This window comes from Geomicrobium sp. JSM 1781026, from assembly GCF_041949955.1.
Lineage (GTDB): Bacteria > Bacillota > Bacilli > Bacillales > Marinococcaceae > Geomicrobium_A.
Genome location: NZ_JBHFQF010000002.1, coordinates 368,941 through 389,130 on the forward strand (window position 1 = coordinate 368,941; position 20,190 = coordinate 389,130).

Annotated in this window: 23 protein-coding genes; 14 read left to right on the top strand and 9 right to left on the bottom strand. The window is 44.7% G+C overall.

Annotation, left to right across the window (positions count from 1 at the left end):
- Positions 1-450: 450 nt before the first annotated feature.
- From ACE1TF_RS04765 to ACE1TF_RS04790, 6 genes are all read right to left on the bottom strand, one after another.
- Positions 451-699: a YuzB family protein gene (locus ACE1TF_RS04765; protein ID WP_042404436.1), complete on the bottom strand. Its 249-nt coding sequence runs from the start codon at positions 697-699 to the stop codon at positions 451-453.
- A gap of 8 nt (positions 700-707) precedes the next feature.
- Entirely contained in the window at positions 708-1,205 is a 498-nt protein-coding gene (locus ACE1TF_RS04770; protein ID WP_042404437.1) for a hypothetical protein, read from the bottom strand.
- Positions 1,206-1,289: 84 nt separating this feature from the next.
- Positions 1,290-2,744: a glycoside hydrolase family 32 protein gene (locus ACE1TF_RS04775; RefSeq protein ID WP_375014723.1), complete on the bottom strand. Its 1,455-nt coding sequence runs from the start codon at positions 2,742-2,744 to the stop codon at positions 1,290-1,292.
- A gap of 12 nt (positions 2,745-2,756) precedes the next feature.
- On the bottom strand, positions 2,757-4,163 hold the full coding sequence (locus ACE1TF_RS04780; RefSeq protein ID WP_375014725.1) for a sucrose-specific PTS transporter subunit IIBC: 1,407 nt from the start codon (positions 4,161-4,163) through the stop codon (positions 2,757-2,759).
- Between the two features lie 15 nt (positions 4,164-4,178).
- Positions 4,179-4,673: a PTS sugar transporter subunit IIA gene (locus tag ACE1TF_RS04785; RefSeq protein WP_042404446.1), complete on the bottom strand. Its 495-nt coding sequence runs from the start codon at positions 4,671-4,673 to the stop codon at positions 4,179-4,181.
- 5 nt (positions 4,674-4,678) lie between these two features.
- Positions 4,679-5,692, bottom strand: coding sequence for a LacI family DNA-binding transcriptional regulator (locus tag ACE1TF_RS04790; RefSeq protein WP_375014727.1), 1,014 nt, complete (start codon positions 5,690-5,692; stop codon positions 4,679-4,681).
- A 160-nt stretch (positions 5,693-5,852) separates the two neighbouring features.
- On the opposite strand from ACE1TF_RS04790, the gene ACE1TF_RS04795 reads away from it, so the two are divergent.
- The 4 genes from ACE1TF_RS04795 to ACE1TF_RS04810 all read left to right on the top strand — a co-directional run bounded on the left by ACE1TF_RS04795 (position 5,853) and on the right by ACE1TF_RS04810 (position 10,044).
- Entirely contained in the window at positions 5,853-6,446 is a 594-nt protein-coding gene (locus ACE1TF_RS04795) for a DUF1259 domain-containing protein (protein WP_375014729.1), read from the top strand.
- Positions 6,447-7,958: 1,512 nt separating this feature from the next.
- Positions 7,959-8,855, top strand: coding sequence for a hypothetical protein (locus ACE1TF_RS04800; RefSeq protein WP_375014731.1), 897 nt, complete (start codon positions 7,959-7,961; stop codon positions 8,853-8,855).
- Positions 8,852-9,712, top strand: coding sequence for a serine hydrolase domain-containing protein (locus ACE1TF_RS04805; protein WP_375014734.1), 861 nt, complete (start codon positions 8,852-8,854; stop codon positions 9,710-9,712). Before ACE1TF_RS04800 ends, ACE1TF_RS04805 begins: the two co-directional genes overlap by 4 nt.
- Entirely contained in the window at positions 9,706-10,044 is a 339-nt protein-coding gene (locus tag ACE1TF_RS04810) for an HIT family protein (protein ID WP_375014736.1), read from the top strand. The genes ACE1TF_RS04805 and ACE1TF_RS04810 overlap by 7 nt, the downstream gene beginning before the upstream one ends.
- A 25-nt stretch (positions 10,045-10,069) precedes the next feature.
- Here ACE1TF_RS04810 and ACE1TF_RS04815 read toward each other — a convergent pair whose 3' ends face one another.
- Positions 10,070-10,213: a lmo0937 family membrane protein gene (locus ACE1TF_RS04815; protein WP_152549159.1), complete on the bottom strand. Its 144-nt coding sequence runs from the start codon at positions 10,211-10,213 to the stop codon at positions 10,070-10,072.
- 182 nt (positions 10,214-10,395) lie between these two features.
- On the opposite strand from ACE1TF_RS04815, the gene ACE1TF_RS04820 reads away from it, so the two are divergent.
- The 6 genes from ACE1TF_RS04820 (at position 10,396) to ACE1TF_RS04845 (ending at position 13,954) form a co-directional block, all read left to right on the top strand.
- Positions 10,396-10,752, top strand: a complete 357-nt coding sequence (locus ACE1TF_RS04820) for a VOC family protein (protein ID WP_375014738.1) — start codon at positions 10,396-10,398, stop codon at positions 10,750-10,752.
- A gap of 163 nt (positions 10,753-10,915) precedes the next feature.
- Complete coding sequence (locus ACE1TF_RS04825) at positions 10,916-11,638, top strand: class I SAM-dependent methyltransferase (protein ID WP_375014740.1); 723 nt, start codon at positions 10,916-10,918, stop codon at positions 11,636-11,638.
- Entirely contained in the window at positions 11,635-12,279 is a 645-nt protein-coding gene (locus ACE1TF_RS04830) for an HAD family hydrolase (protein WP_375014742.1), read from the top strand. Before ACE1TF_RS04825 ends, ACE1TF_RS04830 begins: the two co-directional genes overlap by 4 nt.
- Entirely contained in the window at positions 12,276-13,139 is an 864-nt protein-coding gene (locus tag ACE1TF_RS04835) for a hypothetical protein (RefSeq protein ID WP_375014744.1), read from the top strand. The genes ACE1TF_RS04830 and ACE1TF_RS04835 overlap by 4 nt, the downstream gene beginning before the upstream one ends.
- 40 nt (positions 13,140-13,179) lie before the next feature.
- Entirely contained in the window at positions 13,180-13,752 is a 573-nt protein-coding gene (locus tag ACE1TF_RS04840) for an LOG family protein (RefSeq protein WP_375014746.1), read from the top strand.
- Positions 13,753-13,759: 7 nt separating this feature from the next.
- Positions 13,760-13,954: a hypothetical protein gene (locus ACE1TF_RS04845; RefSeq protein WP_042404026.1), complete on the top strand. Its 195-nt coding sequence runs from the start codon at positions 13,760-13,762 to the stop codon at positions 13,952-13,954.
- Here ACE1TF_RS04845 and ACE1TF_RS04850 read toward each other — a convergent pair.
- A complete protein-coding gene (locus ACE1TF_RS04850; protein ID WP_375014749.1) occupies positions 13,919-14,647 on the bottom strand; it encodes a lysophospholipid acyltransferase family protein in 729 nt (242 codons plus the stop codon). The genes ACE1TF_RS04845 and ACE1TF_RS04850 overlap by 36 nt on opposite strands.
- 140 nt (positions 14,648-14,787) lie before the next feature.
- On the opposite strand from ACE1TF_RS04850, the gene ACE1TF_RS04855 reads away from it, so the two are divergent.
- From ACE1TF_RS04855 to ACE1TF_RS04870, 4 genes are all read left to right on the top strand, one after another.
- Positions 14,788-15,240, top strand: a complete 453-nt coding sequence (locus ACE1TF_RS04855) for a DinB family protein (RefSeq protein ID WP_375014751.1) — start codon at positions 14,788-14,790, stop codon at positions 15,238-15,240.
- Between the two features lie 214 nt (positions 15,241-15,454).
- A complete protein-coding gene (locus ACE1TF_RS04860; RefSeq protein WP_042404027.1) occupies positions 15,455-15,724 on the top strand; it encodes a hypothetical protein in 270 nt (89 codons plus the stop codon).
- 416 nt (positions 15,725-16,140) lie between these two features.
- Positions 16,141-16,782 carry a DsbA family protein gene (locus ACE1TF_RS04865; RefSeq protein WP_375014753.1) on the top strand — a complete coding sequence of 214 codons (642 nt, stop codon included), beginning with the start codon at positions 16,141-16,143 and terminating at the stop codon, positions 16,780-16,782.
- A 1,330-nt stretch (positions 16,783-18,112) separates the two neighbouring features.
- On the top strand, positions 18,113-18,562 hold the full coding sequence (locus ACE1TF_RS04870) for an NUDIX domain-containing protein (RefSeq protein ID WP_375014923.1): 450 nt from the start codon (positions 18,113-18,115) through the stop codon (positions 18,560-18,562).
- Here the strand turns inward: ACE1TF_RS04870 and ACE1TF_RS04875 are convergent.
- On the bottom strand, positions 18,559-20,052 hold the full coding sequence (locus ACE1TF_RS04875) for a BCCT family transporter (RefSeq protein WP_375014755.1): 1,494 nt from the start codon (positions 20,050-20,052) through the stop codon (positions 18,559-18,561). The genes ACE1TF_RS04870 and ACE1TF_RS04875 overlap by 4 nt on opposite strands.
- Positions 20,053-20,190 lie beyond the last annotated feature (138 nt).

Consider the following 20,190-nt stretch of genomic DNA (forward strand, 5'->3'; position numbering starts at 1 on the left):
TCGCACCGACGTCTTTTGGGTACTTCAGGGCGGAGATGTGTAGACGTGACCATGTAATTTGTTACCTTTATTAAAAAACATACCGCTTTTTCTGCGGTTTTCCCCAACTCGAGCACCGTTTCCCCTTGATCAATCTTACCATTGGTTCGTGAAGAGATTCTTTCGTTCAACTTATATAAAACTCCACACTTTACCTCATACTCGGCGAACTATGACCCGTCGTTACTTCACAGCCCTGTTTAGTCATATCAACCTTAAGAGCTAGCAACGATCGGCACCGGAGGTGCCGAAGATAAACCGAACGGCATGTCGTTCGGTTTTGTGACGGGTAGAATTTCTTACACGAAGCGTATGGAACGGACGGTTAATGCAGCGACAACCGCAAGAACTAGCGCATTTTTCTCGTGTAACATCATCTCCTAATGAAAAACCCGCTGCATGAGCAGCGGGTTACATGGAGTAAAGTTCGAGTTCCACTTCGATGCGGAATTTGAGTTTTTCGAGGCACTCTTCTGGCGTGTCGCCGAAAACCCGATTGCCGTTTACGACGGCAAAGGGGCGTACTGCACAAAGTCCGCATTGGGAGAGGCATTCGTTCGTGACGACATCGACTTCGGGGTACTTGTCTTCTAATATGGCTTCAACGTCTATATTCGTCATCGAACTGCTCTGGCAGAGCTCGACGATAATAATTCCCATCAGATCACCTACTTTGTTGTGCGTTTAGGGGGATAGAGGTGGACGACTCGGATCATGACGAACAAAATGTAGACGATGCTTATCACAATCCAAACGGTTTGCAACCAATCAACGGTCGTTAGAATCATAATGCTCAAACCAATGACTGGAATGATGGAAGCAAAGGCAGAGATTTTGTACAACATAAAAAAGCCCATTTTCCGCTTTACAATTCGAGCGTACATCATCAAAAACAGTGTAATGAATACGAGTGGTGTAAGAATGGTGAGTACGAAAAACGGATAATACAAAAATGTGAAATACACAAAAAAGATCGGCAAGGCGAGTTCCGCAGCCATATTCTCGCCGGACAGCACCATCTGAAGTCCAAGCGGAATGCTCACGATAAACAAAATAAAACAAAGAAATACAATGGGCAATCCAAAACCTTCCCGATTGAGCGTGAAGACCGCTTGCTTTTCGGGGAGTCGGATACTCAGTCGCAGAAATTCAAGGATTGTTTTCATAAAGGCTCGCCTTTCTGAGCAGTGATTATACGTTTAGTATACTAAATGCACGAAAGGGGATGCCATAAAAAGAAACCCTCCAAGCTAGAAGATTTCCCATTGTGTTCCTTGGATTGTCACATTTGTGTCGTTTGTAAATGTGTTAAACCCGGTTGCGCCTTCGCTCGGGAAGATGCGACTTGTGAATACGGCTTCGCCACCGTTGACGAAAATTTCTACGGAGGAGTGGTCCATGAATACGTGAAGGGTATGGCAATGTTCAGTAAGGTTGAGTGCCCGGGTGGTGCCTTCACTCGTTGCAGGTATTTCGCCTGAAAGGCTCCGGTCGAGTGTGAGCTGTTTCGTTGCCATCTCATAGGTGAGTACCGTTTGCTCGGACTCGCTCGTTCTCATGTTGATTCCGTACGTACTTGACGTCTCTCCTGGTGTGAAAGTGACGTATGCTTCGTAAACATGACCAAATGTCCTCGTTGTTGTATCTGAGAAATGCGTAGAAGCTCCCCGTTGTGTCTTCAGTTCGGCAACGGGGTTTTGTAAGAGACGTTCACCTGAAATCGTTAGTTCACGAGGGATGGTGAGGCAATGTGCCCATTCGTCTCGCTCAGTCGGCACGGAACGGTCAGGCAGCCCCATCCATCCGATGAGAATTCGTCGGCCGTCTGGACAGGTTGTCGTTTGCGGCGCATAAAAGTCAAACCCGTGATCAAGCTCTCTAAAAGGGCCGTGGCTCATCGAGCCGTCAGAAACGTTTAGCTTTGAGCCGAGAATGTATCCGCTTTGGAAAATGTTTCGATAAGCATCGCCCTTTGCCTCTAATCCTTGGGGGCAAAAGAGCAATACACCGTGACCGTCGAGTTCAAAGTAATCGGGACATTCCCACATGTACCCAAAGTTATCGAGGGATGTATTTATTTCTCCGACGAGTGTCCAATCTAAGAGATCAGTAGATGAGTACAGCAATGCGCACCCGGTGATGTCTTCACGTTGTGCACCGATCACAAAGTAATACTGATCATTTTCTTGCCATACTTTTGGGTCGCGCACGTGTTCAGTGTAGCCTGGCGGCGAACCTTCGACAACGGGCGAAGGGTGTTTTTCGATGCTGCCATCTGCCTTCATAATCGCAAGACACTGGTTCGGTGTTCGCTCCCAATTGGAATCTCTCTCGTTTCCTGTGTATAACAAGTACAATTGCTCATCAACAACAATGCCACTACCTGAATACGCACCATGACTTTCAAACGATTCTTCTGGTTCAATGGCAACCCCCTGACCTTGCCACAAAACGAGGTTTGTTGATGTTGTATGATACCAATGTTTAAGCCCATGAACAGCTCCGTATGGAAACCATTGGTAAAAGAGATGATACTGCCCGTTATAAAAGCAGAAGCCGTTTGGATCATTGAGCAAGCCCGTTGGCGGCTGAATATGATAGTGTTGCCGCCAAGGAGCGTGATCTACGACGTGCAAAAGTCGGGATTCTTCAGTTTTTGACATGGCAGAATACGGTCGGTAACGTTCCTCTTTCGTCCACTCCATCTGATCACCTCATTATGCTTCTTCGATTTGTTTCTTTTCTTTATCTGAATAACCAAATAGCCACGTGAGCACAAATGCAACCGCGATGGCGATGCCGTTTGCAGCGAGGTAGAGAAGAATCTGTCCATCGAGATATAACAGCGTACCTGGGATGACGGTAATGGCCATACCTGTCCCCGCTAAACCGACGAGTGAAGCGAAGAAACCACCCGCTGCTCCACCAACGAGACCCATAATAAATGGCTTTCCGTAACGAAGATTCACACCGAATATCGCAGGTTCGGTAATGCCAAGAAAGGCTGAGAATGATGAAGGAAGAGCGAGAGCCTTCAGCTTCTTTTCTCGGGTTTTCAGGCCAACAGCTAGTGCTGCAGCCCCTTGTGCGGCAATGGCTGTCGTAATGATTGCGTTAAATGGATTTGCCCCAAGCTGATTCAAGAGCTGTACTTCTAGAAAGTTAAAAATGTGGTGCACACCGGTAATGACAATCAGCTGGTGGAAGAAACCGATCACGAGACCGCTAATGCCAAATGGAATGTCAAGAAGGTACAATACCGCACTCATCACCGCGGATTCAAGCGCACTAAATACGGGACCAATCGCAAACAGAGCAAGGACGATCATAATAAACAATGTTAAGAAAGGAGTAACAATGAGATCCAACGACTCGGGTACTCGTTTCCGAATTGTCTTTTCTAGCTTCGCGCCTAAGAAACCGGCGATAAATGCTGGAAGAACGGAAGCTTGATAGCCCGATACTTCTAAAAATCCAAAGAAAACGATCGGGTCAGCCACGCCTTCTGCAACCGCCCATGCATTTGGCAGCGCAGGGTTAACGAGCATGAGCCCAAGAACAATCCCAATGACTGGGCTGCCTCCGAAAACACGAAACGCGGACCAAGCGATAAGTGCGGGTAGGAAAGCAAAGGCGGTATCGGTAAGAACTTCAGTGAATAGCAAAAAGTTTTCTGGTATTGTCTCTGGCGTGAGACCGAACCAAGCGAGAATTTCTTCTTGCATGAACAGACCGCGAAGTCCCATAAACAGTCCCGTTGCAACGAGCACAGGAATAATGGGGACGAAAACATCTCCAAATGTTCGAATGAGTCGTTGAAACCAGTTTCCTTGCTGCTTCATCTCTTGCTTCTGATCATCGGTGCTCACTTCTGCAATGCCAAGCTTCTCGAACTGTGCGTAAATTTGGTTGACGGTCCCTGTCCCAAAGATCACTTGGTATTGCCCTGAATTGTAGTACGCCCCTTTCACCTTTTCAATGTCTTCAACGGTTTCTTGGTCAATCGCCTCTTGGTCATGTACCATCAGTCGAAGCCTCGTTGCGCAGTGAGCGACAGATTTGATGTTGTCTTTACCGCCAATCGCGTCGATGAGCTGTTCCGCAATCTTACGATTATTTGCCAATTTTGACCCTCCCTATTAAGAACCTTGATAATGAACGATCATGTCTTCTCCAGCGCGAACGTCTACGTTTTCTTCTGTAATCGTCAACGCTTCATGGTCGGCGCCTTCGGTAATGATAATTGGGGTAATGAGACTTTCTGCGTTTGCTTTTACATGTTCCACATTGAAGGTGATTAGCGAATCACCGACGTTCACTTTTTGCCCCGCTTCTACATGACTTTCAAATCCTTGACCATCTAACTGCACGGTTTCTAACCCGATGTGAATCAAAATGCCAAGGCCTGTTTCTGAAATGATACCGATGGCGTGTTTCGTTGGGAAAACTTGTTCAACCTTGCCATTTACCGGTGAGAGGACTTGCCCGTTCTCTGGCATGATTGCAATGCCTTCTCCCATCATTCGTTTGGAAAAAGTCGGATCTGGAACGTCATCAAGACTCACTGTCTTTCCTTGAATGGGTGCATAGATTTGCTCTTCACGTCGTTGTTTTCCAAATAATTTTTTTAGCATGTACATCACTCACTTTCATCGTTTTTGTTGTGGGAAGATCGCAAGATTAGCGACGTTGCCAACAGCTCGTGGCGGTTTTCAATCGGCTGTTCATTAATTTGCGCAAGCAGTTTTTCCGATGCACGGACCCCGATATCAAACACAGGCTGATGGACAACACTTAGCGGTGGGGCGGTAATGTTCGCCCATTCGTAGTCATCAAAGCCAATGACGGCAACTTCACGTGGAATGTGGATGTTTTGTTCCTTTAAATAAGTAATTGCCCCGATGCACATGAGGTTGTTTGCCACAAACAATGCTGTAATCTGTTCGGTTTCAAACAGATGTTTGCACGCATTGTACCCTCCCTGAACGTGTGAATCACCACTTTTAACGAGGGCAGTATTGTAAGGAAGTTTCGCCTCTTGAAGTGCTCGTTTATATCCGGAAGTTCGTTCGACTGTCGTGCTCAATTGATTCAGCCCAGTAATCATACCGATGTGCTTATGGCCGGTTGATAGGAGTTCGGATACTGCTGAATAAGCTCCTTCTTCATTGGCAACGGTTACCGAAGGTTGGTCCATTCCTTTAGGAATTCGATCAATGAAGACGATGGGAACATCTTCAGGAAGGTACATCTGTATGTCTTTTACGTCCAGCGCACTTGTAGCGACAATTAATCCGCTCACTTGTTGGGAAGTAAACGCTTGCAGTTTTTGGATCTCAACGTCTACTCGCTCGTTCGTGTTGCCGACGAGCAGTTGGTACCCTGCTTTCTCTAACACGTCTTCAATCCCTTTCACAACAGATGTGAAAAAGTGATTGGCTAGGTCAGGTACGATGATGCCGATTGTGGATGTTTTTTGGCTGCGAAGGGTTTTCGCAGCATGGTTTGGAATATAACCTAAAGCTTTCATCGCCAGTTGAACACGTGTCGCGGTCGTTTCTGCTACATAACGTGTTCCGTTAATGACGTGGGAAACGGTCGCTGTAGAAACGTCAGCTTTCTGTGCAACATCACGGATGCTCGGTTTGTTCATGGAATCGCTTCCTTTAAGGAGGTTATGATGTACGTAATCGTTTACGTAATCGTTTACGTACATCATAACGGAACGTTCATAAATGTCAATCATTTTTTTATGGTTGCTTCGTCATAGGCGCCAACGCGCACACATAAGCAGTAAGAAGGAGGCGATGTGCATGACCGATGCTTGGCAACAATATGTTAATGACGTGCGGACGTGGTTGAATCAAATCCAATCGCATAGTGAAGCCGATTCCGCGCTGGAAAAGGAAGCAATGAATTTCAAAGCGGAGCTTAGAGATCTCGAGGAAAACGATGAGCATTACATCCAAAAACGTATGGAGGACATATACAACAACCTGCACGTGCGTGAAGATCGAAGATGTAAAGCTTACGGGGAAACGCTAGGGGGCACAGGTAGGGATGCGGATGGTGTGTGTAAAGTTGAGCTGAAACGTCATTTCGATACAACGATTGATGGAAAAAGGAGTCGTAGTGCAACGCCAGTAGGGGTAACCTTTGAGCCTATCGATGAAAAAGGGCAAGCGTTAAATCTAGCTGAAGTAGCGATTGTGCAATCAGAAGTTGGGCCGTTTCTTAGAGCGCTTGCCCGGCAAGGGTTAACGGTCTCGGCTTTACACAATCATTGGATCAATATCGAGCCATTTATCATGTACGTGCACATTCAAGATGTGTCAGAACCGGTCAAATTTGCGGGGAAACTCCATGAAGCGTTCAAGTCATTAAACAGAATGCCCGTACAAAAGTGACAATCATGTAAGATAGACTAAAGAAAGATCGATGCCTCTCCTTACTTGGCGCACGTAAGCTGATCATTAAGGAGGGGCATACGATGAAAGGATGGTTTTTGCGAGCTTAAAGTATACTAGATAGTGTGAACTTTACATTTTCCTGATTTGGGCTATGGATTGTTGCTTTCCACTACAGGCGGATGCTTGCAGTCCAGACTATAAGGTCAACATCGGTGGCCAAAAGACAGCCACCGTGTTTTCTTGACCGCGGAGGACCGGCCGAGCCTCCTCGGTCTAGCGACCTGCGGGGTCTCGTCTCGGTCCTTCTTCCGCAGGCGTCACCGCCTTTCGTTCCAATTAACGGTACTGAATGGGCGTCGTTGTTGTACTAGAGGTTCTTCGTTTTGAAACTGAACGGTATACATACACTTTGGAGATCATGGGTAGCCGCAAAAACCATTTATTGCTACATCTACTGTGAACGAATAACATCGATTTTCAATGAATTTGAATTTTTGCCTTTAACGTTTGGTTTACCATTGGTTATTAAAGAATCTCACTGAATCCGATGACCGAGAACGGTCTTTACGGGCAAACGTCTACCTATTGTCTGTTCATGTCCATCTCACTTCAACAACTTCGTTGCCGATCGTTGTTCATCACGGCAAGAGTTGTAGGCAATACGGAAAACGTTTTACAAAGGTTTAAAGTGGTGACCTAGGGTAACCACTTGACAAAAGCATGTGATGACCTGGCACTTATGTGACAATCCAGTGCTCAAACCGTGCACTTATGGCCCTCAATTGTCACTTATATCGCGTTTTGTGACCATTGACTCCGTTTATGTGCACATTCACGTTTAAAATGATGATTTTTCTTTCCCGATTGTCACTTAAACGAATATATGGGGCATTTGGACTTCTTCACACACATCGTAGCCAGTAGGTAGAAAACACGGTGGTTGTACTTTGACCACCGATGTTGCACTTGTAGTCTGGACTACAATCAACCACTTGCACTGGAAAGCAAAGACTCGTAGCGCGAATCAGGAACACATTCAGTTCATCCCAAATCGTAGGTGTGACTGGGGTGCACATGAGAGTCAAATACTTCGTCCAAAATGAACTTGTGGATAGGGTGAACCCGCTCATCTCGAAAAGAACTGTTATCTGTAATTGTTGAGGCGTCTTTTGAGATGGACGGGGACAGATACGAGTATGCGACATCGGGTGTTACAGAGAAAGGAAATCAAGTGAAATCACATTCTCTGCAAATAACCATTGCAACCTGGCGCTTACTTAGGATTGGATACGAGGAGTACATATGTACAAACGTGGAGGGAGGTTGAGGAAGCGGATGTCCCTGAAGAGGCGAGGGAACAGTTGTGCAATCAATGAAAGGAGCATTATTTCCTGGGCAATATAATCAACTATCTTAAAGTGTAGTGATCATTTGAAATATATCCTCCAGCAACAGAAAAAACTCACTTTTCGATTAATTTGTGGTAGGGTGAGTACAGGAGGGGATCGTATGTTTGCTCGTGAAACGAAATCTTGGATAAAACGAAATGCAAGACCTTTGGAACATGCGCGCTGGCAGTATTTGTTTGAAGGCAGGTCTTCGGCATCTGTGCTTGAATGCTTGACAGCATTTCAAAATGAAGATGGAGGGTTTGGTCATGGATTAGAGCCAGATGTTTGGTTGCCAAATTCTTCTGCCATTGCCACGTGGTCTGCGGGTCAAATTTTACTTGAAGTTGAAGCCACTCGGAATGAACCGGTCGTTCAGCGGATGTTGACGTACTTGATGAATGCTTATGATGAATCGATCGGTTTATGGCGAACAGTCACCCGAGAGTTTAATGACTATGCTCACGCACCGTGGTGGACGTATTCAGAAGAGGCGCAGCAATTTTGGATGTACAATCCGTCGGTAGAACTAGCGGCATTCCTCATCCACTGGGGCGAGCAAGGTGGCCAAGAAGCACGTTTAGGATGGCGCGTCATTGAAAAGGCTACAGATCGTATTCTTAGTTGTACGGAAATGGATTTTCATGAGATTAATAATTTCCAAAATATGTTAAATGTCGTCGGTGACGATTGGGAACGAGGAAAAGATGTAAAAGCCAAACTACACGAATTGGTCCATGAAGTGATGAACAAAGAGCCTGACACTTGGGAGCAAAGTTATAGTCCGACACCACTGCAACTCATTACGAGTACAGAAGATGAATTGTACCCGACGTACGAAGAGCTTGTTGAGGAGAATTTACGTTTCCTTAAGAGACAAATACAGCCTTCTGGTGTGTGGGACATCCCTTGGGAATGGGAAGGAGATGCGTTGAACTTTGCCGTTGCAAAGGAGCATTGGAAAGGAATTCGAGCAGTAAACCACATAAAAACACTTCGGACATTTGCTGCGTTATGATCAACGATATTAAAAGGAAAATGGACAAGTATGGGGTTCCTGCGGTTAGTTTGAGCACGTGTACACATGAGAATGTGTACAGTTTAACGATCGGTGCTCCCGAACACCAGTTGTTTCACGCATGTTCAATAAGCAAAATGATGACAGCGTTGCTCGTCGTCAAGTTGGAGCAGTTTGGAGAGTTGGATCTCGATGTGCACGTAGTTGAGGGTTGTACGCTTCGGCATTTACTCGTCCATCAGACAGGCATTCAAGATATTCCCGGACTTGATTCCTCGATGCCGTTTTCGGGCCAGTCGCTACAGCATACAGAGTCACGCACATTTGTATACGCAGATAGTAATTATTGTCTCATTCAACAATATCTAGAGAACAGGTTTCGACGGCCGTTTTGGCAATTGGTAGAGTCCTACATTTTTGATGAATATGAGATGTCGAGTAGCCGTTATCCCATTCGTCAAGATTCGGATTTAGTGTACGGGACTTTTGTGGATGGGGAACGAGGACAAGTCCAATTGCCAGACCCTTCATTTCATGCGGCTGAAGGGTTGTGGACGACAGCGGCCGACCTTGGACAAATGACTGCTCAACTGATGGATAGAGATGAAGAGCTTTTCATTCAAATGTGCACACCGTTACCGTCAGCACCGTGGGCGGGGTTAGGTATATTCATCGAAGGAGATGTTGTGAATTCACTTGGATGGGGAGAGACTTTCCAAGGGATGGTCGTGCTTGACCGAAAGACGAAAGTTAGTGCGATTGTTTTGACGAACCATAATTCAGGTAGGCATCAACGTGAAGGTTTCATTGGTGATGTTGTGGATTATTTATTGAAGAGAAGGGGAGATTTGTGTTGACTGAAGATTTTTATTGCGATGAAGTACTAAGTGGTAACACCGAAGTAAATAAGGTGTATGAAACAGAGCTTGTGCTGGCGTATTATCATACGAAACCTTTTTATCCCGTACATATCGTTGTTATCCCAAAACGTCACATCGGCTCATTACTCGATCTTGAAAAAGCGGATGATGCAATTTTGTTGCAAATGATGGATGTGGTTAAGGTCGTTGCAGCAAAAGTGAAAGAAGAATACGGGGCGTGCCGAGTACTGACCAACCTCGGAAACTATCAAGACTCGAAGCATTTGCACTGGCATGTGTATTTTGGAGAACCGCTTCATAAAAAGTAAAAAAGCCAAAAGGTTACCCTCTCGGCTATAATCTTCGACCCGTAACGAGCTGCACAATCAATACAATGAGTGCGACGACGAGTAAAACGTGGATTAATTGGCCGCCAAAACTTCCAATAAAGCCGAGTAGCCATAAAACAATGAGGATGAGAATTAATGTCCAGAGCATACGATGTCCTCCTCTCGTTGTCCAATTTGTAGATTGTATGACAGGGTGTCCAATAGAATGCATTATTTATTTCTACAAGGAATTTCTCAAACGTTCATCGATAGGGGTGCTCATGACTTTTATTCATCAGGCAGGTTCGCTACAATAAACGTGATATAGAAGGATGAAAGTGAGGATTTAATTTGGAGCCAAGAATTTCAAGTGTCACAATTTTTGTGGATGATCTTTCCCGCTCATTTGCGTTTTATCGACGGTTGTTTGAAATTCCACATGAACAGATGGTTATCCATGAAGATCATGTGGCGTTCTTTTTTGAGAATGACCTCTCCCTCGTTTTATTAGAAAATGTGGGAGCAAAAGCGAGTCAGATGATGCTTACCCATGCTGCTGAATTTGCAGATGATGTTGATGCGATTTTGCAACGAGTGGTCGCTGCAGGAGGGCAAGTTGTACAATGGCCAGAGAAGGATGCTTCTAGTTACGCAGCCCTTTTTGAAGATCCAGATGGCCACTTATGGGAAGCGATTGCGTGGATATAATGGACGAGGCGAACGATGCCTTGTTCATCTTCCCGATCGATCTTGACAAAGGAATTGTGCGAAGAAAGCAGGATTTTGTAGTTTTTTGACGAAAAACAGTATATAAATACGGCTGTAACTCACTTCGTAAAGTGAGATTCGTCATGAAAGAGAGTGAACGTTTGTGGAAGATACGTTTGAACACCTTGTTGACCCTTTTTTATCAGAATACATAAAAAATACAGAAGAAAAGATGTACAACATATTAGATTTGGCTTGTGGTACGGGAGATTACTTGATTAAACAGTCGGGTAACTTTTCGAAAGAACGGATGAACTGGCACGGTGTGGATTCATCCCCATATTTATTAGAGCAGGCAAATGGTCGAGCATCACAAATTATCTATCGCCACGGCTATGCAGAGGACCTCCCTTATGATAGAGAATGGTTTCACTATGTGGCGATGTACGATGCTTTTCAGTATTTCATTCAAAAAGAGCAAGCCTTAGATGAAGTGCACCGCGTATTGAAAGATAATGGCAGGCTGACAATCGGAAATACTTCTCCTGAAGATATGAAACAATGGTGGATCTATCACTACTTTCCGGAGGCATATGCGATTGATTTTGAACGGTATTGGACGAAACATCGGCTCGTTCAGGAGTTAGAGGACCGAAATTTTCAAGTGCAATTGACGATCAATCATCACGTGGAAGTGCTCTCTTTGCCGGAGGTTGTGGAGCGTTTAGAGGCAAGGAATTATCCTATCTTGTCGATATTGAATGATCGTGATTATGAAAAAGGAAGAGCGCGTGTCGAAGCGGATTTGCAGCACGAACCTGATAAAACGATAAAAAGTGAGTACACAGAAATGGTCTGCGTGGCAGATTTAGGAGTGGAGACATGAAAGCATATATTTTTGATTTCGATGGGACGTTAGCGAATACGTTGCCATTATGTTTTGATTGTTTTCGGCGCGTATTTAAAGAATTTGACAAGCGAGACATAACTAATGATGAGATCATCGGAATGTTCGGTCCGACTGAGGTGGACATTTTACGAAAACACTTGAGAACCGAGCAGAAAGAGCAAGCGGTTCATGAATTTTTGAGCCGTTATGAGCGGGATCATGAGTTGTATATTCAGCCAGATGAGGAGATCATTCGTGTGATTCGCTCGCTAAAAGATGCAGGTTATCGGTTAGCAATCGTCACAGGAAAAGGTAGAAAAGCTTTTGATCTCACTTTTGAAAAAGTTGGATTAGAGACGTTTTTCGATGTCACGATTACCGGAGATGAGGTGCGACAGCCTAAGCCACATCCTGAAGGAATCGAACGTGCCATGCAGGTGTTAGGTGTTGAGGCAACTGAAACGATTTATATTGGCGACAGCTCGGCTGATGTAGAAGCTGGGAGGCGAGCGGGGACAGAAGTCGCTGCGGTTCAATGGTTGCCTGTTTCGCAAACAGAGAAATTTGATGAACAAACAGTTCGTGTATGGCACACGCTCAAAGATCTTGAGCAGTTTGAAGCGAGTCGACGTGAATGAAGATTTTCGACACAGTTCCTTTTTTTGTTCGCTTGTATGAACCGTCACTTGCGTTTTTGCACAACTATCAACGTGCGTTCTCTAATACGTTCAAATCGTACCGAAAATATCATTGCAAAAACACGATAGAACAAAAAGAATTCGCGCTATCGGAATACGCCATTGACCACATCGAACGTGTGCATAAAGAGATTATTCCGATTATTGAGCGGTCAGCCCGAGCGTATGAAGAGCAATACAGCCTCGTATTTCCGATTTCTGTGCAGCTGATTGTCGGTGTGTATGGGTCAAATGCGTATGCAGAGCGAGAAGTTGTCCCAAACATAACGTTCGCACTTGAACAGTTGCCCGCAGATGAAGAGAGTCTATCAATAATCGTCGCTCATGAACTCGGGCATGTTGCCCACCATATGTTGACCGATCAATTGGGGTGCGATTGGGGAGAGATGATGTGGCAGGATCCACGCATCTCCGCGTTTCAAGAAGGAGCGGCGATGTATTTTTCGAAGCAAATCGTCTCCGGCCTTCCTGATTTTAAGTACTTCTCATTCGATGCTCAAAAAGAGGACGGCTACCAAAAAGCGTTAACGCTACTTCCGGGCATCGCCCGTGCGTTTTTAAAGGATCTACAACAGCAGTCAAGTACACAAATGGTTCGAGAATGGTTTTCAATTCGAGGTGGCGAACAATTTGAGATTCCGCGATTAGGTTATGTCATCGGAGAGCAGTTTGTGGCAACTGAGATTGAGCGGTTAGGGGAAGAGCGGGCATTGACTTTGTGGACGGAACCTAACTTTCTGCAATACATGAACAGCTGGTTGGAAGAAGTGTGTGAAAATGAATTTAAGAACAGATCATGATAAAATGGTACGAAATGAGAGATAAAGGCAGGCTACAACAATGAATGTCCAATCACTGGCAGTTTTTTGCGGATCTAGTTCAGGGACCGATCCGATTTATATGAACGTTGCCCGCGAACTTGGGGAGCGACTCGCAGAACAAAAGAAGACACTCGTCTACGGTGGTGCACGAGTCGGTTGCATGGGTGCAGTCGCAGACGGTTGTTTATCCAAAGGCGGTAAAGTATATGGCGTGATTCCTGAGCGCTTAACGAATGTTGAAATTGCGCACGCAGGGCTCACAGAGCTTCATACCGTTGAGACGATGCACGAGCGTAAAGCGAAGATGGCCGAGTTAGCCGACGCGTTTGTCGCCCTTCCAGGAGGTGCGGGGACGTTAGAAGAGTGGTTTGAAGTGTTCACATGGGCACAACTTGGCTATCATGAAAAGCCCGCTTGCATTTTAAATGTAAATGGATTTTTTGATCCGCTTCTTGAGATGCTCCAGCATACGATTGAGCAAGGCTTCATGAAACCGGAGTACCGAGATACGATCCTCGTCGCCGAGTCCCCTGAAGAGCTTATTCAGATCGTCGAAGATCACCACGTCAAACCGGTGTCAAAATGGGAGTAATCATTTCATGGTAAACGGTTGGCTTATTCTATTATTACTCATTGGTTCTGCGCTTACGATTGGCGTCACACTTGCCATCGCCAAAAACCCAGGGGAAGACCGGTATAGTAGCGAGAGCAGTTTCAATCTACTCACGTTAATGTACACCGTCGTCGTCCCGATTGTTTTAGTGTTGGTGATTGCCATTCTTTTCTTTCTCTAGCCTTAGAGGTGCGGCAATCGTGTTCTCAATCACCTCGTTAAACTCGGCAGTCGTCCCGTATTGTTCAGGATTCAAAGGAGGGTGGACGTGAATATTCACCCGAGCGGGTTTTATTTGCCCATTGTTTTCTTCCAAAATTTTATAAGAACCATCGATCGTGATCGGCAAAACGGGGATGCCGATCTTTTTTGAGATTCTTGCCGCTGAATTGCTAAATTCTCCTAAGAAACTTCCTTTGCTGCGATGACCCTCGGGGAAAATGCATACTGATTTCCCAGCTTGAACCATCTCGCCTGCTTCCTTTAATTTTCGAATGGCTTCACGTGGTTTTTCTTGATCCAAAAAGATGCATTGCTTATACGTCATCCACGTGCCGAACAACGGAACGTTCTGCAATGATTTTTTCGCAATAAACGATAGATTAATATTCACGTGACTCAAAAGCAGCGGGATGTCAAAGTTACCTTGATGATTGGAAACGTATAAATACGATTCTTTTTCTTTTACGTTGTGTTGGCCATGAACGGCTACATCGGTACTTGCGATGCGTAACGTTCGATCTGATAATTTTTTCGTCAGGCGGTTTGCTTCATTATATGCCTGCTCGCTAGGCTTACGACGAAGCCAAAACATCTTAGGAATGATCAAAAGTAAAAATAGTGCTGCGTGCCCATAGGCGAAAATTGTTCTCATGGTGTGTCACTCCTCGTTCATTCTACGCTAGTACTATATCTTGTTTTTAATCGATGCGTAAAGGGCGAGGCAAAACGTTCGTAAATAACAGAATTTTCATTTAAAATGAGGGTATACATTTCGTATATTGGAGGATCTCAATGGCACAGACATTTGAATCATTAACGAACTCGATGGTAGCGATTGAAAAGCTGTATGAAGTTGGAGAAGATCGACTCATCGAACCGATGAGAGAAGGGAAATGGTCGGTCCGCGAAGTGGTTGGTCATCTAGAGTCTTGGGACACGCACATTCTTAGCGAATGGGTACCTGCAATTGAAGAAGGTGCACGGTTATCGGCGTTTCCTGATCATGAAGCCTTTAATGATGAGGCGATTGAAATACGCAAAAACCTCGATGTGAAAACGAGTCTTGATCAGTTTCTTACAACGAGAAAGAAACTGATCAGTCAGTTGTTAGCGATTGACCCGAATGTACGGTTTACTATCGGTGATGGCAAACGGCAATATTCGGTTGAAACGTTCGCAAAAATGTTTGCAAAACACGATCAACATCACATGAAACAGATCGAAGAATTCCTAAGCAACGAATAGCGACAAAGAGATTTTTAAAAAGGTATTGACATGGCCTGAAAATAGGAGTATCGTAATCCCCGGCTCAACAAATAAAGATTGTCGATAAAATGTCACATTGATTTCGACGAGAGCCCGATTTCCGTGCTGCTGGGCATAGTTATGGCCGGATCACGTATTGGCTGCATAAGCTGTAATTGCAGCAGCGCGAGACTGTAATGTTGGGGGATTAGGGATGAAATACTTCGAGTTTTTTGCGCCATTTTATGCTTTGATTAAAGCACCAACGAAAAATAAGGCAATGAGTATCTACAAGAAAAGAGTATGGGAGAACGGGCCTGAAGACTGGAGAGAATGTTCCAGAGATTACGCACTCATGCGTTTTGCCATGGATCATCATCCTGCGACCACTGATATTCCGGTTACTCTCAACGAATTCACAGATACCGATGCTGACGTATTAATTGTTACATGTCAGCCTGCAAACTTAAAAAACGCAAACTAACAACTCACAGCCGTCCCTTTAAGGGGCGGCTGTTTTTGTGTTCTGCTGGGCAAACTAAAGGTGTTGAACGTTAAATTTTCCTTATTTTCGCTGTTCGTGCTTGTGTGAGACCGTTTTTGCTTCCAAAAGAGCTTGGATTGGAAACAAAATCACACACTATCCCCGTTTTGGCCCCGTTTTGGTTCCAATCCATGGACGTCTGTTTCCAAAGACACGTTTATGGAAACAGACCGACGAACGACTGTCTTCTTTTATTCCTTAAGTTTGAATCACGCGGCTTGCGAAGAATAAGGTCGTATCAAATTGAGTGAAATCATTATTTCACCTTACACATTCACATGTAAAAAAGTTGTCAAACGAAAGGCTATCAAAGAATGGTGAAACGGGTATGATGGACGAGAGGGAGTGGTGTACATATGAAATGGTTAGTCACATCTACCGTAGGAGTTATTGTGCTTGTCGTTGCTGGGTTTCTCCTTTTTGATTCGTCTGGAGGCACTCAAGATGTTACGGAGCCTTTGCTTGAAGGACAGCCAATACTTGGTGATGAAGAGGCAAATGTGACCATTATTGAATTTGGGGACTACAAATGTCCAGCGTGTAAAGTATGGGATGAAACTGTTTTTGAGAACTTGTACGATGAATACATCCAAACCGGTGAAGCAAATTTCGCCTTCATTCACGCGCCATTTCACGGTGGAGAGTCACTTCTTGCGGCATTGGCTAGCGAATCGGTATGGGATCGTCATCCAGATGCATTTTGGGAGTATCACAAAGCGATATACGACTTCCAACCAGAGAACGTTGCCCACGATGAAGAATGGGTAAGTGCAGAAGTTTTACTCGGTATTGCGGAAGATATTGAAGCGGATATTGATGTTGCACAACTTGCGAGCGATCTCGTTGACCAGACATATCAAGAAGAAGTCGAACAAGATATTGATCTTGTTCAAGAATACAATGTTGAACGGACCCCAACGATTATAATTAATGGAACGCTCATTGAAGATCCATTTGACGAAACATTGATTCATGAAACCATTCAATCTGAACGGTAGATTGTCCCGGTTCGTGCTCGACCTTTGCTACGCACGGCTGCTCGTTACTCACGAGCAGCCGTTTGACATCGGTCGACGCTTTTGGCGATCGGGTGGATATCGATGTAGAAGATTGAATTGCCGAAAAAAAAAGAGTTCCGACTAAGCCTAACCTGAATGGTTACATAAAAGAGTTAGAGAAACGAATTGCGGTTTACGTCTATATAAGTTGAACTAGAGAAGTTCACTGAATTGAATGATCGAGATGGGTATTTGTGCGAGTGAGTGCTTGTATATTGCGTGTTGAAATTCATCTCGTTGCCGATCGTTGTTCGTCACTGCAAGGGTTGCGGCCAACACGTAAAACGTTTGCCGAAGGGTGAAAAGTTGGACCGAGGCTCACCACCTGGCACAAGCATGTGATGGCCGGTCACATATGTGACAATCCAACCCTCAAACCGGGCACTTTCGGCACGCAACTGTCACAAATCGCAATATATGTGACAGTTGACTTCGTTTATGTGCGCATTCACGTTTAAAATCATGATTTTTCATTCTGAAGTGTCACAAATATGAAGATATGGGGCATTTGGACTTCTTTCGCCACACCGTAGCCCAGGCGGGCGCTGAAAAATTAACGTGTCTCTTCATAAGTGACTCGTTAACTCGATGTATTGGTTACATCTATGTGGGGATATCAACCATTTACCGTGTTACGACCGTTAAGAATCCCATCATAGAAGCGTCTATGTGGGAATATCGCCTTTCTATGTGGGGATTCCTGACGAAAATTGTTCTTAAATGAAGAAAATTCCATCATAGAAAGCGTCTATGATGGAATTTTCACCATTTATATCAAGGGAAACACTTTTATATGATTTTTAATTTCTCTTTTTTAGTGATCTCTAGCCAGAAGGCAGGAGTTCGCCGCCGATATTGCCCTTCTGCTACGGAGTGTAAAGAAAACACGGCGGACGTATTTTGACCACCGATGTTGCCCTTATGCTCTGGAGTACATAGAAAACACGGTGGCAGATGTTTCGACACCGATGTTGCACTTGTAGTCTGGACTGCAAGCATCCGCATGCAGTGGAAAGCACCAACAAACTGCGCAATTAGGGAAATGTTTCGTTCATTCTATATAGCTACAAGTGGGCGTCTACCCGTAAATCGCGGGCACCTTTCCGACGCCGAGGATATTTTGGGCAATCATTTACCAAAGAATGCAGTGAAGTTCTTTGAGTCACGATAAATCACGGGTACACGTGTGGAACTTAACGATTCTCAGTCACCGTTTTAAACGTTTGAACATGTTATAATGTGAGGATGACGATAGAAAGGCTTGATCGGGATGACGGCTTCTCAGCAGAAAGTAACGGCGTATATTACGCGAACGGTGAACGAAGATGTGCAGTTGTTGACGATGACGTCCAATGATACAACTTGGGCAGGAGTGGAAGTTCCAGGAGGAACCGTCGATGCTGGCGAGAATTTGGAAACGGCTCTATTTCGTGAAGTGAAAGAAGAAGCTGATCTCACTGATGTTGAAATCATATCCTACTTAGGGGATAACGAATATATTTCAAGAACGACCGGTGAGCGAATTATTCGGCATAACTATCATCTGTGCTTTAACGGTCAATCACATGATGCATTCCAAGTCATTGTTGAAAGCAATGATAAAGATAACGGCTGGCTCTATGACTATGAATGGGTCTCTCTTAGTCAAGATGAAGAGCTACAATTAGCCGACAAATTACAGCCGGGTCTCATTCAATTGCGCAAACGCATTCTTCATTAAGAAGAAGTGCGTTTGCGTTTTTCGTTTTTCAACGCTTTAAACAGCGACAAAACCATCAGAATCATAACGACGGAAAAAGGAAAAGCGGCGACAATCATCGTGTTTTCAAGGGCTTGCAAACCGCCGGAGTAGAGTAGAATCGTAGCAATTGCCGATAGAAGTAATCCCCATGTCATCTTGATTCGTGTCGGTGGGTTCGTTGAACCGTTTGTCGAGTGCATACCGAGAACGAACGATGCCGAATCGGCAGATGTGATAAAGAATACGGCAATTAATATGAGCGCCAATATTGACATGATGGTTGGAAAGGGTAAGGTAGTCAGAACGCCAAATAGCATTTCTTCGGTTGCGAGTTCATCTAACCCTAAATTCAATGTTTGTTCAGCGTGAATGGTCGTTCCACCGAGAAAAGCAAACCAAATGAAGCTTAAAACTGATGGGACGAGCAACACACCAATGGTGAACTCACGAAGGGTTCGACCTCTGGACACACGTGCGATGAACGTACCCACATAAGGGGCCCAAGCGATCCACCATGCCCAGTAGAAAATCGTCCAGTCTTCTGTCCAAGCGCGTAAATCGCTATTATCAGGTGCAGCCCGAAAACTCATCTCCGGAATGGTTTGTAGGTATTGACCGAACGACTGGGTGAGAATGTTTAGGTTAAAAAGTGTCGGCCCCGTAATCATGACAAAAATAAGTAAAAAAGCGGCGAGCAACATATTCGTGTTACTCAAATATTTAATGCCTTTATGAATTCCTGTGTAAGAGGATAGCAAAAATAACGCTGTAATTACGATAATGATGAGCACTTGAAACAGGAAACTTTCTCCAATTCCTGTCATGAATGTCAAACCACCGTTAATTTGTGTCGCCCCGAAACCGAGCGTTGTCGCAACACCACAAACGGTTGCAATGATTGCCACAATGTCAATAAACTTTCCTGTCGTACCACTCGTGTTCAGCAATGGTGAAAGTGTAGCGCTTATTAGGCCTGGTGCATCGAGCCGGAACTTAAAGTAAGCCAGGCAAATCGCCACGATCGCATAAATTCCCCAAGCGTGTAGGCCCCAATGGAAATACACGTGACTCATCGAGTCCAATACAGCAGCAGCTGAACCTTCAGTCGTGGTTGGGGCATCAATTAGGTAATGAGAGAGCGGTTCTGCAGCTCCCCAAAATACGAGACCTGTTCCCATCCCAGCGCTAAACAGTAGGGCAAACCACGTTACATAATTAAACTCAGGCTTGTCTGTGTCTTTCCCTAATTTAATCTTCCCGTAAGGTCCAACGATGAAAAAGAGGCAAATAACCACAAAAATAAATACAATAATCAGATAATACCAGCCGAATGCTTGGGAGATAAAGTCTTGCGCATGAGCGGTTGCGGATTCGAGCATACTAGGGTTAAGAGCACCGAAGATGACAATCAGTAAAATGACCGATGCGGATAAATAAAAGACTGGACCAATCCTCTTCATTTGTGGCATATTTTCTCCTTTGAGATGATTGTATTTGTAGTGGCGTTTTATACTTTATCCTTTTATACCCTAGTTGTCACGGGGTGAAACAAATTTTATATTATATTCAGAAAATATTTTTAGCGTATTTCTTTGAAAAAAATGTGG

Coding starts and splice junctions, on each gene's coding strand:
- ACE1TF_RS04765 (WP_042404436.1), bottom strand. CDS start 699: ATGGGAATTATTATCGTCGAGCTCTGCCAGAGCAGTTCGATGACGAAT.
- ACE1TF_RS04770 (WP_042404437.1), bottom strand. CDS start 1,205: ATGAAAACAATCCTTGAATTTCTGCGACTGAGTATCCGACTCCCCGAA.
- ACE1TF_RS04775 (WP_375014723.1), bottom strand. CDS start 2,744: ATGGAGTGGACGAAAGAGGAACGTTACCGACCGTATTCTGCCATGTCA.
- ACE1TF_RS04785 (WP_042404446.1), bottom strand. CDS start 4,673: ATGCTAAAAAAATTATTTGGAAAACAACGACGTGAAGAGCAAATCTAT.
- ACE1TF_RS04790 (WP_375014727.1), bottom strand. CDS start 5,692: ATGAACAAACCGAGCATCCGTGATGTTGCACAGAAAGCTGACGTTTCT.
- ACE1TF_RS04795 (WP_375014729.1), top strand. CDS start 5,853: ATGACCGATGCTTGGCAACAATATGTTAATGACGTGCGGACGTGGTTG.
- ACE1TF_RS04800 (WP_375014731.1), top strand. CDS start 7,959: ATGTTTGCTCGTGAAACGAAATCTTGGATAAAACGAAATGCAAGACCT.
- ACE1TF_RS04805 (WP_375014734.1), top strand. CDS start 8,852: ATGATCAACGATATTAAAAGGAAAATGGACAAGTATGGGGTTCCTGCG.
- ACE1TF_RS04815 (WP_152549159.1), bottom strand. CDS start 10,213: ATGCTCTGGACATTAATTCTCATCCTCATTGTTTTATGGCTACTCGGC.
- ACE1TF_RS04830 (WP_375014742.1), top strand. CDS start 11,635: ATGAAAGCATATATTTTTGATTTCGATGGGACGTTAGCGAATACGTTG.
- ACE1TF_RS04835 (WP_375014744.1), top strand. CDS start 12,276: ATGAAGATTTTCGACACAGTTCCTTTTTTTGTTCGCTTGTATGAACCG.
- ACE1TF_RS04840 (WP_375014746.1), top strand. CDS start 13,180: ATGAATGTCCAATCACTGGCAGTTTTTTGCGGATCTAGTTCAGGGACC.
- ACE1TF_RS04845 (WP_042404026.1), top strand. CDS start 13,760: ATGGTAAACGGTTGGCTTATTCTATTATTACTCATTGGTTCTGCGCTT.
- ACE1TF_RS04850 (WP_375014749.1), bottom strand. CDS start 14,647: ATGAGAACAATTTTCGCCTATGGGCACGCAGCACTATTTTTACTTTTG.
- ACE1TF_RS04855 (WP_375014751.1), top strand. CDS start 14,788: ATGGCACAGACATTTGAATCATTAACGAACTCGATGGTAGCGATTGAA.
- ACE1TF_RS04860 (WP_042404027.1), top strand. CDS start 15,455: ATGAAATACTTCGAGTTTTTTGCGCCATTTTATGCTTTGATTAAAGCA.
- ACE1TF_RS04865 (WP_375014753.1), top strand. CDS start 16,141: ATGAAATGGTTAGTCACATCTACCGTAGGAGTTATTGTGCTTGTCGTT.
- ACE1TF_RS04870 (WP_375014923.1), top strand. CDS start 18,113: ATGACGGCTTCTCAGCAGAAAGTAACGGCGTATATTACGCGAACGGTG.
- ACE1TF_RS04875 (WP_375014755.1), bottom strand. CDS start 20,052: ATGCCACAAATGAAGAGGATTGGTCCAGTCTTTTATTTATCCGCATCG.